Source organism: Chromobacterium sp. Ag138, assembly GCF_055181315.1.
Map to the genome: position 1 here is coordinate 1,919,986 of NZ_JBUPWA010000001.1, position 16,691 is coordinate 1,936,676.

General features: G+C 67.8%; 17 protein-coding genes. 8 read left to right on the top strand and 9 right to left on the bottom strand.

Annotated elements, in window-relative coordinates; genetic code table 11:
• Nucleotides 1–255 precede the first annotated feature (255 nt).
• The 5 genes from glnA (at nucleotide 256) to ACY3GB_RS08720 (ending at nucleotide 5,720) form a co-directional block, all read left to right on the top strand.
• Nucleotides 256–1,674 (top strand): type I glutamate--ammonia ligase, encoded by a 1,419-nt coding sequence (glnA, locus tag ACY3GB_RS08700; RefSeq protein WP_463088384.1) that lies wholly within the window; start codon nucleotides 256–258, stop codon nucleotides 1,672–1,674.
• Between the two features lie 121 nt (nucleotides 1,675–1,795).
• Nucleotides 1,796–2,263: a DUF4124 domain-containing protein gene (locus ACY3GB_RS08705; protein ID WP_463088385.1), complete on the top strand. Its 468-nt coding sequence runs from the start codon at nucleotides 1,796–1,798 to the stop codon at nucleotides 2,261–2,263.
• A 121-nt stretch (nucleotides 2,264–2,384) separates the two neighbouring features.
• Entirely contained in the window at nucleotides 2,385–3,443 is a 1,059-nt protein-coding gene (glnL, locus tag ACY3GB_RS08710; protein ID WP_463088386.1) for a nitrogen regulation protein NR(II), read from the top strand.
• Between the two features lie 27 nt (nucleotides 3,444–3,470).
• The gene (gene ntrC / locus ACY3GB_RS08715; RefSeq protein WP_463088387.1) at nucleotides 3,471–4,874 is read left to right on the top strand and encodes a nitrogen regulation protein NR(I); all 1,404 of its coding nucleotides are present in this window, start codon (nucleotides 3,471–3,473) and stop codon (nucleotides 4,872–4,874) included.
• Nucleotides 4,875–4,970: 96 nt separating this feature from the next.
• Nucleotides 4,971–5,720, top strand: coding sequence for a substrate-binding periplasmic protein (locus ACY3GB_RS08720; protein ID WP_463088388.1), 750 nt, complete (start codon nucleotides 4,971–4,973; stop codon nucleotides 5,718–5,720).
• Between the two features lie 78 nt (nucleotides 5,721–5,798).
• On the opposite strand, the gene ACY3GB_RS08725 is transcribed toward ACY3GB_RS08720, so the two are convergent.
• Nucleotides 5,799–6,299, bottom strand: coding sequence for a VOC family protein (locus ACY3GB_RS08725; RefSeq protein WP_463088389.1), 501 nt, complete (start codon nucleotides 6,297–6,299; stop codon nucleotides 5,799–5,801).
• A gap of 160 nt (nucleotides 6,300–6,459) precedes the next feature.
• Here ACY3GB_RS08725 and ACY3GB_RS08730 point away from each other — a divergent pair, with 160 nt between their 5' ends.
• Complete coding sequence (locus tag ACY3GB_RS08730) at nucleotides 6,460–6,618, top strand: hypothetical protein (protein ID WP_186009511.1); 159 nt, start codon at nucleotides 6,460–6,462, stop codon at nucleotides 6,616–6,618.
• 17 nt (nucleotides 6,619–6,635) lie between these two features.
• Here the strand turns inward: ACY3GB_RS08730 and ACY3GB_RS08735 are convergent, their stop codons facing one another.
• From ACY3GB_RS08735 to ACY3GB_RS08755, 5 genes are all read right to left on the bottom strand, one after another.
• Nucleotides 6,636–7,196, bottom strand: coding sequence for a hypothetical protein (locus tag ACY3GB_RS08735; RefSeq protein ID WP_463088390.1), 561 nt, complete (start codon nucleotides 7,194–7,196; stop codon nucleotides 6,636–6,638).
• Complete coding sequence (locus ACY3GB_RS08740) at nucleotides 7,193–8,014, bottom strand: pyridoxal-phosphate dependent enzyme (protein WP_463088391.1); 822 nt, start codon at nucleotides 8,012–8,014, stop codon at nucleotides 7,193–7,195. Before ACY3GB_RS08740 ends, ACY3GB_RS08735 begins: the two co-directional genes overlap by 4 nt.
• A gap of 10 nt (nucleotides 8,015–8,024) precedes the next feature.
• Entirely contained in the window at nucleotides 8,025–9,305 is a 1,281-nt protein-coding gene (locus tag ACY3GB_RS08745) for a phenylacetate--CoA ligase family protein (protein ID WP_463088392.1), read from the bottom strand.
• A gap of 70 nt (nucleotides 9,306–9,375) precedes the next feature.
• Nucleotides 9,376–10,068, bottom strand: a complete 693-nt coding sequence (locus ACY3GB_RS08750; protein WP_463088393.1) for a transglutaminase-like domain-containing protein — start codon at nucleotides 10,066–10,068, stop codon at nucleotides 9,376–9,378.
• Entirely contained in the window at nucleotides 10,065–11,393 is a 1,329-nt protein-coding gene (locus tag ACY3GB_RS08755) for an MFS transporter (RefSeq protein WP_463088394.1), read from the bottom strand. Before ACY3GB_RS08755 ends, ACY3GB_RS08750 begins: the two co-directional genes overlap by 4 nt.
• 188 nt (nucleotides 11,394–11,581) lie before the next feature.
• Between ACY3GB_RS08755 and ACY3GB_RS08760 the strand changes: the two genes are divergently transcribed.
• Nucleotides 11,582–12,172: a hypothetical protein gene (locus tag ACY3GB_RS08760; protein WP_463088395.1), complete on the top strand. Its 591-nt coding sequence runs from the start codon at nucleotides 11,582–11,584 to the stop codon at nucleotides 12,170–12,172.
• On the opposite strand, the gene ACY3GB_RS08765 is transcribed toward ACY3GB_RS08760, so the two are convergent.
• Nucleotides 12,152–13,078, bottom strand: a complete 927-nt coding sequence (locus ACY3GB_RS08765) for a LysR family transcriptional regulator (RefSeq protein WP_463088396.1) — start codon at nucleotides 13,076–13,078, stop codon at nucleotides 12,152–12,154. The genes ACY3GB_RS08760 and ACY3GB_RS08765 overlap by 21 nt on opposite strands.
• Nucleotides 13,079–13,178: 100 nt before the next feature.
• On the opposite strand from ACY3GB_RS08765, the gene metE reads away from it, so the two are divergent.
• On the top strand, nucleotides 13,179–15,461 hold the full coding sequence (gene metE, locus ACY3GB_RS08770; RefSeq protein ID WP_463088397.1) for a 5-methyltetrahydropteroyltriglutamate--homocysteine S-methyltransferase: 2,283 nt from the start codon (nucleotides 13,179–13,181) through the stop codon (nucleotides 15,459–15,461).
• Between the two features lie 69 nt (nucleotides 15,462–15,530).
• On the opposite strand, the gene ACY3GB_RS08775 is transcribed toward metE, so the two are convergent.
• Both ACY3GB_RS08775 and ACY3GB_RS08780 read right to left on the bottom strand, forming a co-directional pair.
• On the bottom strand, nucleotides 15,531–15,989 hold the full coding sequence (locus tag ACY3GB_RS08775; protein WP_463088398.1) for a SixA phosphatase family protein: 459 nt from the start codon (nucleotides 15,987–15,989) through the stop codon (nucleotides 15,531–15,533).
• Between the two features lie 63 nt (nucleotides 15,990–16,052).
• Nucleotides 16,053–16,691 (bottom strand): LrgB family protein (locus ACY3GB_RS08780; protein WP_463088399.1); only part of this gene is annotated, 639 nt, incomplete at its 5' end.

Genomic DNA, 16,691 nt, shown 5'->3' on the forward strand with positions numbered 1-16,691 from the left:
CACTCCGGGCTTATGTTGGCGATTATCGACCCGCCCGGCATGGCTGGCAAATGGCACCATATCGGTGCACCGCCCAAGCCCAGGCACCAGATTGGTTCAAGTCCAGTCATTCCAGCCGGCTGGATAAGCCAAAGCGGCTATGACACAATGCAGCAGCAGCGTTTCAGAGGCTGGCACGCTTCCTGCTTACTGGGGACGTACCAAAATTTTCACGCACTTGCCCTTGGGTGCACGTTGCCTTCCAGGAGATAAAACATGGCAGTAGCCGACGTAGTCAAACTGATCCAAGAAAACGACGTCAAATTTGTCGATCTGCGCTTCACCGACACCCGCGGCAAAGAACAGCACGTCTCCATCCCGGCGCATGTGCTGCTGGAAGACGCCGACGAGTGGTTCGAGCGCGGCCACGCCTTCGACGGCTCCTCCATCGCCGGCTGGAAAGGCATCCAGGCTTCCGACATGCTGCTGATGGCCGATCCGGCCACCGCCCGCCTCGACCCGTTCTTCGACGAGCCGACCGTGTTCATGCACTGTGACGTGATCGATCCGGCCGACGGCAAGGGCTACGACCGCGACCCGCGCTCCATCGCCAAGCGCGCCGAAGCCTACCTGAAGGCATCCGGCCACGGCGACACCGCCTACTTCGGCCCGGAGCCGGAATTCTTCATCTTCGACAGCATCACCTGGGGCGCCGACATGTCCGGCTGCTTCGTCAAGATCAAGGCCGAGGAAGCCGCATGGGCGTCCGCCGAGGAATTCGAAGGCGGCAACATGGGCCACCGTCCGGGCATCAAGGGCGGCTATTTCCCGGTGCCGCCGGTGGACTCCTCGCAGGACATCCGCTCCGCGATGGTGCTGCTGCTGGAAGAGCTGGGCGTGCCGGTCGAAGTGCACCACCACGAAGTGGCCACCGCCGGCCAGAACGAGATCGGCACCAAGTTCAGCACGCTGACCCAGCGCGCCGACTGGACCCAGATCCTGAAGTACGTGGTGCACAACGTCGCCCACAGCTACGGCAAGACCGCCACCTTCATGCCCAAGCCCATCGTCGGCGACAACGGCTCCGGCATGCACGTCCACCAGTCCATCTGGAAAGACGGCAAGAACCTGTTCGCCGGCGAAGGCTACGCCGGCCTGTCCGACACCGCGCTGTACTACATCGGCGGCATCATCAAGCACGCCAAGGCGCTGAACGCGATCACCAACCCGGGCACCAACTCCTACAAGCGCCTGGTGCCGCACTACGAAGCGCCGGTGAAGCTGGCCTACTCGGCCAAGAACCGCTCCGCCTCGATCCGCATCCCGCACGTGGCCAGCCCCAAGGGCCGCCGCATCGAAGCGCGCTTCCCGGATCCGCTGGCCAACCCGTACCTGTGCTTCTCCGCGCTGCTGATGGCCGGCCTGGACGGCATCCAGAACAAGATTCACCCGGGCGACGCCGCGGACAAGAATCTGTACGACCTGCCGCCGGAAGAAGACAAGCTGATCCCGACCGTGTGCGCCAGCCTGGACGAAGCGCTGTCCGCGCTGGACAAGGACCGCGAGTTCCTGACCCGCGGCGGCGTGTTCTCCAACGAGTGGATCGACGCCTACATCGAGCTGAAGATGCAAGAAGTCAACCTGGCCCGCATGACCACCCACCCGGTGGAATTCGCGATGTACTACTCGCTGTAAGCGCCACGCCCTCTCGAACGACGGCAGCCTCCGGGCTGCCGTTTTTCTTGCTCTCGCATAAATGACGCGGCGGCTCGATTTGCTTATCATGCAAGGGCGATCCCCACCCTGTATCCGGAAGATGAAGACATTCGCACTCTGCCTGCTGCTGGCCTGCGGGGCCGCCCAGGCGGCCACCATCTACAAGTACGTCGACCCGCAAGGCAACGTCACCTACACCAATGTGCCGATCCGCGGCGCGCAGCCGATCAAGCTGAATCCGCTGTCGTCGTATCCCAGCCAGCGCGCGAAGAACAACGGCGCTTCCGCCGGCAAGCCTGCCGCCTCCGGCGGCTATCCCAATGTGGACGCCGACACCCAGAAGCAGCGCGACAGCGGCCGCAAGAAGATACTGGAGCAAGAGCTGTCCAACGAAGCCAAGGCGCTGGACGCCGCCAAGAAGGCGCTGGCCGACGGCAAGGCGGTGCGGCTGGGCGACGAGGCCCGCAACTACCAGAAGTATCTGGACCGGGTGCAGAAACTGCAGAACGAAGTCACCGACCGCGAAAAGAACGTCCAGGCGCTGAAGAAGGAACTCGGCCTGCCATAGCCATGCGCACCATTATGGTGCACACTTCAGCCAGGACGCGCGTCCGCGCCCCGCGGCGCGGTCCTACGAGCTGGCGCGCTTATTGCTGCGTTCAGCGCGACACCACCATCCAAGCCATCCCATGACGATACCCAGCTTTGCCGGACTGGAGCTCCTGGACACCCCGGTGCTGATCTGCGACGCCGACGCCGCGCTGCGCTTCGTCAATCCCGCCTGCGAAAACCTGCTGGCGCTGGGCAGCCGAGAATTGCTGCGCCACACGCTGCCCGAGCTGTTTCAGCCCTGCCCCGAACTGGTCCAGGCGCTCTCCGCCGCCCTGGGCCAGGGCGCCAGCTACATCGAGCACGACCTGGAGCTGAAGCCGCTGCACAACGACGCGGCGCTGCACGTGATGCTGTCGATCACGCCGATAGACGTCGAAGGCTGCCAGGCGCTGATCGAGCTCAGGCCGCTGGACCAGCAGCTGAAGATCGCCAACGAGGAGCGCTCGCTGATGCAGCACCAGGCCAATCGCGAGCTGATCCGCAACCTGGCGCACGAAATCAAGAACCCGCTGGGCGGCATCCGCGGCGCGGCGCAGCTGCTGGAGCACGAGCTGGCCGACCGGCCGGAGCTGAAGGAATACACCGAGGTGATCACCGAGGAGGCGCTGCGGCTGCAGACGCTGGTGGACCGGCTGCTGGCGCCGCACCGCAGCCACAACCGCGGGCCGATCAATATCCACGAAGTGCTGGAGCGGGTGCGCAGCATCGCGCTGGCCCAGCATCCGCAAGGCCTCGCCGTGATCCGCGACTACGACACCAGCCTGCCGCTGCTGTCCGCCGACAAGGAGCAGCTGATCCAGGTGGTGCTCAACATCGTCAACAACGCGGTGCAGGCGCTGCGCGGCCAGGGACGCGTCACGCTGCGCACCCGGGTGGCGCGGCAGATCACGCTGGCGCGCAAACGCCACCAGCTGGCACTGAAATTGCAGATCGTCGACGACGGCCCCGGCATTCCCGACGACATCCGCGACCACATCTTCTACCCGCTGGTCACCGGCCGCGCCGAAGGCACCGGCCTGGGGCTGACGCTGGCCCAGGCCTTCGTCCACCAGCACGGCGGCAGCATAGAGTTCGACTCGCGGCCGGGCCAGACCTGCTTCACCGTGCTGCTGCCCTTCGGCGGCGAAGCGGGATAACGACAAAAGAACACGAGGAGAAACGCCATGGCCAAGCCGGTCTGGATCATAGACGACGACAAGGCGATACGCTGGGTGCTGGAAAAAGCGCTGACCCGCGCCGGCATCGCCTTCGACAGCTTCGCCAGCGCCGACGACGCGCTCAACGCGCTGTACGACGACAAGCCGCAGGCCATTATTTCCGACATCCGCATGCCGGGCACCGACGGCCTGAAATTCCTGGCCAAGGTGAAAACCGAGCATCCGCAGCTGCCGGTGATCATCATGACCGCCCACTCCGACCTGGACTCCGCGGTGTCGGCTTTCCAGGGAGGCGCCTTCGAATACCTGCCCAAACCGTTCGACATCGACCAGGCGGTGCTGCTGATCGAGCGTGCGCTGGCCGAGAGCGAGGCGCAGGACGCCGGCGCAGACAGCCCGGAAGCGATGCCGGTGCTGCTGGGCCAGGCGCCGGCGATGCAGGACGTGTTCCGCGCCATCGGCCGGCTGGCCCAGTCCAACGTCACCGTGCTGATCACCGGCGAGTCCGGCACCGGCAAGGAGCGGGTGGCCGAGGCGCTGCACCGCCACTCGGTGCGCGCCGGCAAGCCCTTCATCGCGCTCAATACCGCGGCAATACCGAAAGACCTGCTGGAATCGGAGCTGTTCGGCCATGAGAAAGGCGCCTTCACCGGCGCGCTGGCCACCCGCCGTGGCCGTTTCGAAGAGGCAGAAGGCGGCACGCTGTTCCTGGACGAGATCGGCGACATGCCGACCGAGCTGCAGACCCGGCTGCTGCGGGTGCTGTCCGACGGCCACTTTTACCGCGTCGGCGGCCACACCCCGACCAAGGCCAATGTGCGGGTGATCGCCGCCACTCACCAGAACCTGGAACAGCGCGTGCGCGACGGCCAGTTCCGCGAGGATTTATTTCACCGCCTCAACGTGATCCGGCTGCGGCTGCCGCCGCTGCGCGAACGGCGCGAGGACATTCCGCTGCTGGCCCGCCACTTCCTGGCCAAGAGCGCCGCGCAGCTGGGCGTGGAGTCCAAGCGCCTGTCCGAGGCGGCGATGGCGCTGATCCAGCGCAGCGCCTTCACCGGCAACGTGCGCGAGCTGGAAAACCTGTGCCAGTGGATTTGCGTGATGGCGCCGGGCCAGACCGTCGAAGTGGCCGATCTGCCGCCGGAGCTGCGCGAGCCGCAAGCCGAGGCCGCCTCATGCCCCGATGGAGACTGGAATCGCATGCTGGAGGAGGAAATCCGCCGCCGGCTACGCGCCGGCGACGTCGGCATCGTCGACGAGCTGACCCGCCGCTTCGAAACCACCTGCATCCGCGCCAGCCTCGGTCATACCGGCGGCCGCCGGGTGGAAGCCGCCCACCTGCTGGGCTGGGGGCGCAACACGCTGACCCGCAAGATTCAGGAGCTGGGATTGGAGCGCGGCGGCTAGCACGTTTGATTGTTAATCAAATAACGATGAAACAATCAGCATATTTTCAATTAATTTTGATAAAATGGGCAGACCTATCCCCAGTTCGAATATCCGATGTTCCGTCTGCCCATCGTGCTGGCTTGTCTGTGCCCCCTGTCGCTGTCCGCCGCGGAGCCGCTGCGCGTCGGCATCAGCGACGCGCTGACCAGCCCCTATATGATCGAAGACCCGGCTGCCGACAGCCCGCCCCGCGGCCGGGCCATCGATCTGGCGCGGACCGCGCTGCGCCGCTGCGGGCTGGACGCGCGCTTTCTGCGCCAACCGGGCAAGCGCCTGGTGCAGAACCTGGGCCTGGACCGGCTGGACGGCGCGCTGCTGCTGTCCTACCAAGCGCCTCGCCGCGGCCTGATGGCCTACCCGATGCGCAACGGCCAGGCGGACCCCAGCCGCCGCATGGCCACCTTCGACTATGCCTTCTACATCCGCGAGGACAGCGACCTGAGCTGGAACGGCGCCCGGCTGCGCGGCCTGGAGGGACCGGTCGGCATCAATCGCGGCTGGTCCATAGAACGGGATCTGCGGGAGCGAGGCCTGCGGGTGGAAAACGGCAACGCCATCGGCGACAACTTCGCCAAGCTGCAAGCGGGCCGCATCCAGGCCTATGTGGTGCATCGGCAAGCCGGCGACCTCTACCTGCGCCATCATCCGGAACTCAAGATTCGCCGGCTGTCGCCGCCCCTGCTCAGCAAAACCTATTACTGGGTGTTCAGCCGCGGCTACGCCCATCGCCACCGGCGGCAAACCGAATGCCTGTGGCGGCAATTGCCGCGGCTGCGCGCGGCCTATCTGCCGGATAACGGCTGAACGCAGCGAAGCAAACCTAGTGCGCGCCTGAGGCAAGGCGCGTCGACGCAACGCGGCACCAGAGCTTGGTTGGCGGCGCTAAACGCCGCGGGCCAGCTCGCGCGCCCAATCCAGCCGGCCGTCGCCGGGCTCGCGGTCGCGCGCGTCCAGCGCCGCCTCCGGCACGAACCAGCACACCTCGAACAACAAGCCGTCCGGGTCATGGCCGTACACGCTCTTGTGCACGCCATGATCTTCTTCCATGCCCAGCTTGCCGATCTCGGCCAGATGGTCGCGTATCCGCTTCAGCTCCTGGATGGTGTCCACCTCCCAGGCCAGATGGTACAGGCCGGCCTTGGGCTGATGGGGAGCCGGCGCTTCGCCGCTCGGGCTGAACGGGCCCGACCGCTGCTGGCCCAGATTGAGCTGGAACAGCGCCAGATCATGGTCGTTGTCGGAATGCGCGGCCTGCGCGAACACCGCGCGGCGGGAAGCGGCGTCGCCCTTGGGGCGAAAGCCCAGCACATCGCGGTAGAAAGCCGCGCTGTCCGCCACGTCGCTGACGTAAAGCACGGCGTGGTTGAGTCGTTTGATGCCCATCTGTCACCTGAATTCTGGATTGAAAAAGCCCGGCGCGGTCCAAGCCATGCCGCGCGGCATGCATACCAAATCCCGCCGGCCGCGTTTAAGCCAATCATGCCACGAGATGGCCGATGGCCGTACACTGGCCCCATCCACACTTTGCAGGAGTCTCTCCATCATGAACACCCGCCGCGCAGGATACGGCTTCTCTCTGGGCACGCTGATCGCGGTCGCCCTGTCTTGGTCCGCCAATCATTCCATTCTTTGGGCAATCATCCACGGCTTCCTGAGCTGGCTGTACATCGCCTACTACCTGCTGACCCACGCGCTGCGCTGAGTCATTTCCGCCAGGCCTCAGGGCAGCGCTTCGTACACCTCGGCCAGCACCCGGCCATCTTCGCCCAGCATGTGATGGCTGCGCCCGTAATGCCGGTCGCAGCAGCGGCGGTAGGCGATGGCGCCGCTGGCGGCGAACAGTCCGGGCAACGCGAAATACTGCCGGCCGGAGAACGACGGGCAGATGCCCGCCCGCGCCAGGATGCCGCCGAACGGCAGGTCCGACTCCACCAGCTGGCGCTTCAGCCGCGGCTCGAACGCCAGCAGCTCTATCCTGATCCAGGCCGCCACGTGACAGCGCTGCCGCTCGTCCAGCAACAGGATGCTGCGCTCCAGCCGGCGGGCGTCGTGCCGCTGCCACAGCCGGCGGATGCGCAGCGCGCAGCCGCGGCTGGCCTGCAGCGCGCCGGTCATGTACCCATGGTGGACCAGCGCCTCGCGGCTGCAGGCGCAGATCTCCTCCGGCGCCACCGGCCACGCCTCGCGCCAGGGAATCTCGATGGCCGGCCGCGCCAGCCCGGCGTCCGGCAGAGGCGGCGGCAGGCGGATTATCCCGGCGCTGGCCTGATGCAGCCTCACAGGCTGGTGACCATGTGCGAGGAACAGACCGCGGCGATATCGCCGTCCACGCCGCGGCCGCGCAGCATGCGGGCGGCGGCGATCGCCGCGCCGGACGACGGCCCCACCGGCTCGCCGCAGGCGGCCAGCGCCTCGCGCGCCGTGCTCCAGGCCAGCGCCGACGCCACCGGTACGATGCCGGCCACCGCCTCGCGCCGGAACAGCCGCGTCGGCGCCGGCGGCGCCAGGCCCGGAATATTGTGCGGCCGCCACGGCTCGCCCGACAGCACCGCCGCCTCCGCCGGCTCCACCGCGTAGACCGGCACGCCGGCCGGCGCCAGCGCTTCGGCGATGCCCATCAGCGACGCGCAGGTGCCGGCCGACACCGTCACCGCCGCCAGCCCGGGCGCCTGGCGCAGCAGCTCCTCCCCCACCGCCCGGTAATGGCCGATCAATTCCGGGTCGCTCAATTGCTCGACCACATGGCTGCCCGGCATGCCGCGATGCGCGTCCAGCAGCTCCTGCAACTGCGGATGCGGACGGCGCTCCACTTCGGCGCCCAGCCAGCGCGCGTAATTGACCACGCTGTCCGGCGCGCCGTCCGGCATCAGCAGCAGCGCCTTGCAGCCTATCTGGCTGGCCGCCCAGGCGACGCTGACGCCGGCGCTGCCGGCGGTCATGATCACCAGCGTCGCGTCGCGGCATATCCGTCCGGCGCGCGCGCGTTCCAGCAGCGTCTTGGGCAGCGAGCGATGCTTGATCGACAACGAAGGATTCAGGTATTCGAGCTTCAGGCTCAGGCCGGGCAGCAGGCCCGGCGCCGGCAGCAATGGCGTCATGGAAAATCCCTCACAGATAGGCATGCACAGGTAGCGGCAGGTCGATGAAGCGCGGCACTTTGACGCCGTTGCCGCTGGCCATCTTGTCCTGCTTCAGCTGCTGGATCAGCTCCGATGGCACCAGGCGCAGGCAAGGCGCCACCGCCAGCCGCTGCAGCAACATCTCGCCCACCCGGCGGACGATCTGCGCGCCTTCCCCCATCGCGGCCGACAGCCATACCTCTACCCGCTGGCCGCCCTGCTCGTCCGGACAACGGACCACCAGTTCGTTGTCTATCCCGTCCACCCGGCCGAGCACGTCGAAGATCAGATCCGGGTAAACGGTCTGGCCCTGGATCTTCAGCTGGTGATCGACCCGACCGATGATGGCGCCCAGCCGCGGGCTGCGGCGGCCGCAGTCGCAGGGGCTGTCGTCCAGCCAGCTGGCGATGTCGCCGGTGCCGTAGCGCACCGCGATGAAGCCGCGCGGCAAGGTCAGCGAAGTGACCACCACCTCGCCCGGCTGGCCCGGTGCGGCCGGCAGCCCGGTTTCGGGATCGATCAGCTCGACGTGCACCGCGTCGTCGTTGATGTGGAAGCCGCGGTGCTGCAGGCACTCGTGGCCGACCGAGCCCAGTTCGCTGCAGCCGTATTCGTTGAGCGCGTCCTTCAGCCCCCACAACTCCATCACCTTCCGCGCCACCGGCGTCGGCCGGTTGTCGGCGTCGAAAGCGCCGCAGGCGCCGAAATAGGCGTAGTCAGGCAGGCACTCCGGCGCCGGGAAGTCCGCGCCCATGGTCTGCGCCAGCTCCAGCATCACCACCGGATTGCCGACCACGAAGGCCGGCTGGTGGTAATGCACCACGTCCAGAATGCGCCGCGTGCGCTGCGGCGAGCAGCGGAACGGCCCCAGCCCCACTTTCTTGGCCGCCTGCAGCACCAGCGGCCCCAGCGTGAACATGTCGTTGTTGCTGAGCAGGTGCAGCATGCGGTCGCCGGGCTTCGCGCCCAGCTCGGTCAGCACCCGCGCCACGCAGTCCACCCACACCATCTCCTGCAGCCGATGCACCGGCAGCTCCACCGGCCGGCCGGTGGTGCCCGAAGAGCTGACGACGTCGGTGAAGTCGCCGTACTCCATCAATTCGTCCCAGTGATTGGACAGATCCTGCTTGCGGATCACCGGCACCCGGTGATACTCGCCGTCGCGCAGCCATTGCATGATCTGGCTGCGCTCCGCGCCCCAATGGCGCGGATAGAACGGACGCAGCGACGCCTGCTCGACGACGCGAGCAATCCTTGCTACAGGCAACATGATTGGTTTCCTCGTTGAACTTGCAATCAGACGCCGGCCGCGCGGGCCGGCCACGACGCCGCAGCGGCCGCTAAGTCATGGCGGGCCCCAGGCGGCTGTTCAGATAGCGCTCGCTGACGCGGCGCAGCGGCGTCGGCACGCAGGCCAGCCACTGGTTGAAATGGATGCCAAGCAGGGTGTTGTTGCCGGCTCGGCTGGCCACGGCCTCGGCCAGCGTGGAAAACCGGGGGTTGTCCGGCGCGAGATTTCCCGGCTCCGCCTGGGAAAACGCGTCGCCGCGGCCGTTCCAATCGCAGACCGCGCCCTGCCCCAGGCCGAAGCCGCGCTCCAGACCGGCCGCGCGCAAGCGCGCCCGCTGCTGGCGAAACCCCGAGCGGTCGAAGATATAGCTGTCGATATTGAGCTTCTGGCCGCCCAGCCGAACCTGGGTGACTGCGTGGAACAGCTTGGGCGGCAAGCAGAACAGCACCGGCGCCGGCACCGCGTGGCGCAGGATGCGCTTGTCCAGGGCGACGAAGCGCAGGCCGGCCTCGAAGCCGGCGCCGCGCAGCAGCGCGCACAGCAGGTCGGCCTGGGCGTTGCAATGCCCCCGCCCCAGCGCAAGCGTCTGCTCCGGCGTCACGCTTTCGAAACCGGTGGTGAAGCCGAAGCGCACCTGATCGCGCACATAGTCGTGCAGGGCGACGCAGTACTCGCGGTCGTCGGCCGGCAGGGCCTGGCGGCGCACCGTTTCCAGCACGCCGGCTATCGTTTTCCCGCTCATGCCCATGCCCTCCTGCCGAGGGCGGCGGCGCGCCGCTTGAACAGCAAGGCCGCGGCGGCCAGCAGCGCGGGCAGAGACAGCAGGGCGAAGAACAGCGGCAGGCTCAAGTGGAGCTTCAGCAGCGTCGCGCCCAGCAAGGCGCCGGCGATGCCGCCGAAGCGGCCTATTCCCATCATCCACGCCACGCCGCTGGCCCGGCCCGCGGTCGGATAGTAGGCGGCCGCCAGCGACGGCATCGACGCCTGCGCGCCGTTCATCGCGATGCCGGCCAGACAGATGGCCAATGCCAGCAAGCCGTGGTTGTCCAGCGCCTGGCCGATGCAGAACACCAGCGCGCCGGTCAACAGATAGGCCAGCGCCAACACCCGGTGCGCGTCGTAGCGGTCCATCAGCCAGCCGGTCAGCGTGCTGCCCAGCAGGCCGCCGAACGGGAACAGCGCGGTCAGCAGCGCCGCCTGCCGCAGATCCATGCCGCTGTCGCTGATCAGGATGGGCAGCCAGCTGGTCAGCAGGTAGAAGATCAGCAGGCCCATGAAATAGGCCGCCGCCAGCAGCAGCGTGCCGGTCCGGTAATCGGCGGACCAGACCAGCCGCAAGCCGGGCGTCCGGTCTGCCTCGCGCAGCACCAGCCTGTCGCCGTCGTTCAGCCGCGCGCCGGGCAACAGCCGTTTCAGGATGCGGCGAGCCTCGCCGTCGCCGCCGCGCAGCAGCAGGAAGCGCAGCGACTCCGGCAGCAGCAGCCACATCGCCGGCAGCAGCAGCAAGGGCGCGACGCCGCCCAGCAGCAGCACGCTGCGCCAGCCGGCATGCGGCACCAGCCATGAAGCCAGCAGCCCGCCGCAGGCCGCGCCCAGCGGAAAGCCGCAGAACATGGCGCTGACGATGAAGGCCCGTCGCGGCTCCGGCGAATATTCCGACATCAGCGTCACCGCGTTGGCCATCGCCGCCCCCAGGCCCAGGCCGGTGGCGAAGCGCAGCCAGGCCAGCGCCGACAGGTCGGCGGCGCCGGCCGCCGCGACGCTCATCGCGCCGAACAGCGACACCGCCCCCAGCAGCACGCGCTTGCGGCCGATCCGGTCGGCCAGCGGCCCCGCCAGCAGCGCGCCGGCGGCCAGCCCCCACAGCGCGGCGCTCATCACCGGCCCCAGCTGGGTGCGCGCCACGCCCCAGTCGCGGATCACGGCCGGCGCGATGTAGCCGATGGCGGCGGTATCGAAGCCGTCGCACAGCACGATCAGGAAGCAAAGGATCAGGATGCGCCATTGCCGCGCGGAAAAGCGCTCGCGATTGATCAACTCGCCGACATCCAGTTGCCTGGCCGACATCGATTCCTCTCTCATATAATTTAAATTCATAAAAATATATTGATTTCAAATATATGGTGCGCAACAATGCCCGCCGAAGTCAAACGAAATATTCATTATGGGAATAAGTTAATTGTTTATTTCCGTATGTCATTGATGCCGATCAAACCATAATCCAACCAGGACGCGGCCTCCCGCGCAGCTCCGCCATGTCGCCAACAGGAAACAGACCATTTGAAAACCATATCGGCATCCTGACGATCCCGGAACCGCGGCGCGCCGAGCTGAAACCCATCGCCCTGGTCCGCGACGGCGAATGCCTGGGCCGAAGCCTGGACCTTGCCCGCCATCCGCTGGCCGGCTGGCTGCTGGAATCGATGCTGCCGGAGATCCGCACGCTGGCGATGCTGCTGGCCGCACGCCGCCCGCGCGCCAAGCCGACGCCGCCCCGTCTGAGCGACGAGGCCGATTGGCTGGCCGCCCGCATCTATCTGCTGCGGCTGGAGAAAGTGGAAATGGCGGAGACGGAAAAAGACATTCTGGCGCGGGCCAACGGCCGGCTGCGCGAATTGTGCGGCGCCGGCGCGCCCGCGGCGGCGGCCTGCCTGGCCTCTTCGCCGCAGCCGGCGTGGCTGCTGGCCGGCTGGGCGCCGTTCCAGCAAGCGGTGCGGGACATAGGCGGCGCCGCCGCGATGGCGTCCAACAGCCGCCGGCTGCGCCCGCAATGCCGGCAGCGGCTGGATGCCTTGCTGTCCATGCTGCGGGCCGAAACCGCCCGCTCAGGCCTCCAGCCGCGATAGGCCGGGCAGAGTCGCGAAGCTGCTGTCCCGCACCGTCTGCACGAAATCCTGCAAATAGGCGCGATCGGCGTCGCCCTCGCGCAGCGCCGCGTACAGCTCGCTGCGCAGCTTCTCCTCCCCCACCTGGCGGGCCACCACGTAGTCGCGCTCCAGATAGGGTTGCACCGCCCAGTACGGCAGCACCGCCACCCCGCGCCGGCTGGCCACCAGCTGGATGATGGCGATGGTCAGCTCGGCGGTGCGCCGCGCCGGGTTGACGCCGGCCGGCAGCAGCAGCTTGCGCAGCAGGTCCAGCATCTCGTCCGCCACCGGATAATGGATCAGCGTCTCGGCGGCGAAATCCTCCGCCCGCCATGCCTCTTTCGCCGCCAATGGATGCTCGCGCGCGGCGATGCCCACCATTTCATAGGAAAACAGCGGCAAATGGACGATGCCCGCCTGCGGCTCCGCCTCGGACACGATGGCGAGATCGGCGCGGTCGCTGAGCAACAGGCCGACGGGATCGGCGTGAAAGCCGGACACGATGTCCAGCTCCACCGCCGGCCAGTTGCGCCGGAACTGGTCCATCGCCGGCATCAGCCAGTCGAAGCAGGTATGGCACTCCACCGCCACCCGCGCCTCGCCGGCCTCGCCCTGGCGGATGCGCGCCAGATCGCGCTCCGCCGCCGCCACCTGGGCCAGCAGCTCCCGCGCCAGCCGCAGCAGCCGCTCGCCGGAGGGCGTGAAGCGCAAGGGCTGGGTCTTGCGCTCGAACAACGTCAGGCCGTACGCCGCCTCCAGCTGCTTGAGCTGATGCGACAGCGCCGATTGCGTCAGGAACACCCGCTGCGCCGCCTGCGACACGCTGCCGGTCTCCGCCAATGCCAGCAGGCTCTTCAAATGCCTCAGCTCCAGCACGCTCATCATCGATTCCATTCATGTTGAACAGCAAAATAATGAGTTTGAATCATACACCGCAATGACAGATGCTTGTTCCATCACGACAAGACAAAACAGGAACGCACGCATGAGCCACCCCACCCACCTGCTCGGCTTCCCCCGCGTCGGCGCCAAGCGCGAGCTGAAAACCCTGCTGGAAAACCATTGGAAGGGCGAGCTGGACGAAGCCTCGCTGCTGCAGGGCGCGAAGGAGCTGCGCCAGAAACACTGGCTGCTGCAGAAAGGCGCCGGCGTCGAGCTGAGCCCGGTCGGCGATTTCTCGCTGTACGACCACGTGCTGGACGCCCAGCTGCTGGTCGGCGCCGCGCCGGCGCGCTTCGGATTCGACGCGGCCACGCTCACCACCGCGCAATATTTCGAACTGGCGCGCGGCAACGCCGCCCAGCCGGCGCTGGAAATGACCAAGTGGTTCGACACCAACTACCACTACCTGGTGCCGGAATGGCAGGCCGACACCGCCTTCGCCGCCCAGCCCGAGCGCCTGCTGTCCCAGATCCGCGAAGCCCGCGCGCTGGGCGTGGCCGCCAAGCCCGCGCTGCTGGGGCCGCTCAGCCTGTTGTGGCTGGGCAAGGCCAAGGGCGAGCCTTTCGACAAGCTGTCGCTGCTGCCCGGCCTGGTGGCCGCCTACCGCGAACTGCTGGCCGCGCTGCGCGCCGAGGGCGCGGAATGGGCGCAGATCGACGAACCCATCCTGGCGCTGGACCTGGAGCCGGAATGGCTGGACGCCTTCGCGCCGGTCTACGCGCAATTGAGCCCATCCGCGCCCAAGCTGCTGCTGGCCACTTACTTCGGCGACGTGTCCGCGCACGCGGCGCTGCTGAAGTCGCTGCCGGTGGCCGGCCTGCACCTTGACCTGGTCCGGGCGCCGGAGCAGATTGCCGCCTTCCTGGCGGACTATCCGGCCGACAAGGTGTTGTCCGCGGGCATCATAGACGGCCGCAACATCTGGCGCGCCGACCTGTCCGCCCTGCTCGCCCGCCTGCTGCCGCTGGCGGACACATTGGGAGGCCGGCTGTGGCTGGCCCCCAGCTGCTCGCTGCTGCACAGCCCTTTCGACGCCGCCGCGGAAACCGCGCTCGATCCCGAATTGAAAACCTGGCTGGCCTTCGCCGTGCAGAAGCTGAACGAGCTGAAAACGCTGAAACGCGGGCTGGAGCAAGGACGCGCCGCCATCTCGGACGAGCTGGCCGGCAGCGATTTCGCCCGCGCGCAGCGCCAAGACAGCCCGCGCATCCACAATCCGGCGGTGGCCGGGCGGCTGGCGGCGCTGCCGGCGAACGCCGACCGCCGCGCCAGCCCCTACCCGGTCCGCGCCGAGCGGCAGCAAGCCTGGCTGCAACTGCCGCCGCTGCCCACCACCACCATCGGCTCCTTCCCGCAGACGCCTGCCATCCGAGCCAGCCGCGCCGCGTTCAAGAAGGGCGAGCTATCCGCCGCCGACTACCAACAGGCGATGGAGAAGGAAATCGAGCTGGCGATCCGCCGCCAGGAGGCGCTGGGGCTGGACGTGCTGGTGCACGGCGAGGCCGAGCGCAACGACATGGTGGAATACTTCGGCGAGCAGCTGGCCGGCTTCGCCTTCACCGCCGGCGGCTGGGTGCAAAGCTACGGCAGCCGCTGCGTGAAGCCGCCCATCATCTTCGGCGACGTGTCGCGGCCCCGGCCGATGACCGTGGACTGGGCGCGCTACGCTCAAAGCCTGACCGCCAAGCCGGTGAAGGGCATGCTGACCGGCCCGGTCACCATCCTGCAGTGGAGCTTCGTGCGCGACGATCTGCCCAGGAGCGAAGTCTGCCGCCAGATCGCGCTGGCGTTGAACGACGAGGTTCGGGATCTCGAGACCGCCGGCATCCGCGTGATCCAGATCGACGAACCGGCGATACGCGAAGGCCTGCCGCTGCGGCGCGCCGACCGCGACGGCTACCTGGCCTGGGCCGGCGAGGCCTTCCGCCTGTCCTGCCGCGGGGTGGACGACGCGACGCAGATCCACACCCATATGTGCTACTCGGAATTCGGCGACATCCTGCCGGCCATCGCCGCGCTGGACGCCGACGTGATCACCATCGAAACCTCGCGCTCAGACATGGAGCTGCTCGCCGACTTCGGCCGCTTCCGCTATCCCAACGCCATCGGGCCCGGCGTCTACGACATCCACAGTCCGCGCGTGCCGTCCGCCGGCGAAATCCGCACGCTGCTGGACAAGGCGCTGAAGGTGATTCCGGCCGAGAGGCTGTGGGTGAATCCGGACTGCGGCCTGAAGACCCGCGGCTGGCCGGAGGTGGACGCCGCGCTGACGGCGATGGTGCAAGTCAGCCTGGAACTGAGGGAACAACTGGCGCAAACCGCGTAGGCCGCGGCGCGAAAGACGACGCCCCGGCAAAGCGGGGCGTCGGACAGGGACTGGGGCAAGGTTCGGGGTTCACGGCTCGAGCATCCCCGGCGTCAACATCAGTTTCAGCCTGACCTGCTCATAGCCGCCGCGCTCGCGGCGGTTCAGCCACCATACCGAGCCCTTCTTCACGCTCCACATCTGCTGCTGCTCAGACAGCAGCTGCGCCGCCAGCCAGCCGATATAGGGCTGATGGCCGGCCAGCACCACCGTGCGTCCCGCCTCGGGCCAGCCTACCGCCTGCAATACCTCGTCCACGCTCGCGCCGGGGTTCAGTTCCGGCATCACCTCGTAGCTCTTGGCCAGATAGGCGGCCGTCTGCTGCGAGCGCTTCGCTTCCGACGCCAGCAGCAGGTAATCGTCCGGCAGCCTGTCCCGCAGCCAGGACGCCATGCGGCTGGCCTGCTGCTGTCCGCGCCGGGTCAGCGCGCGCGCCAGATCGTCGACGCCGTCCTCGGCCTCGGCGTGGCGCCACAAAATCAGATCCATATCGTTCTCCTTATGACTGCGCGCCGGTCTGTCACGATGCCGGACCCTGCGCGCCCCCGCATGCTAACCGAGCCCGAGCGCCCGCACCAGCCATGGCAGCGCCAGCGCGGTGAACACGCCGTTCAGCCCCATCGCCAGCCCGGCGAAAGCGCCGGCGGTCTCGGACAGCTGGAACAGCCGGGCGGTGCCGATGCCGTGCGCGGAAACGCCGGTGGCCACCCCCAGCAGCATGTCGTCGTCCCAGCCCAGCAGCTTGAACAGCGGCGGGGCCATCACCGCGCCGACGATGCCCGACACGATGACGAACATCGCCGCCAGCTCGGGCGAGCCCCCCAGGCCGCCGGCCAGGCTCATCGCGATCGGCGTGGTCACCGCGCGGGTGGCCAGCGCCACCAGCACCGGCTGATCGAATCCCAGCCACCAGCCCAGGCCGGCGGCGCTGATCATGCCGGCCAGGCCGCCCGCGGCGATGCTGGCCAGCAAGGGAAACGCCGCTTTCTTCAAGCGCGCCAGATTGCCGTACAAGGGCACCGCCAGCGCCACCGTCGCCGGTCCCAGCAGCAACTGGATGAAACGGGCGCCGTTCATGTATTGCTGATAGCTGCTGCCGCTCAGCAGCAGCCAGGCCAGCACCAACAGCACGCCCAGCAGCACCGGATTGGCCAACGGATGGCCGTGGCCGCGGGGGGGGGGGGGGGGGGG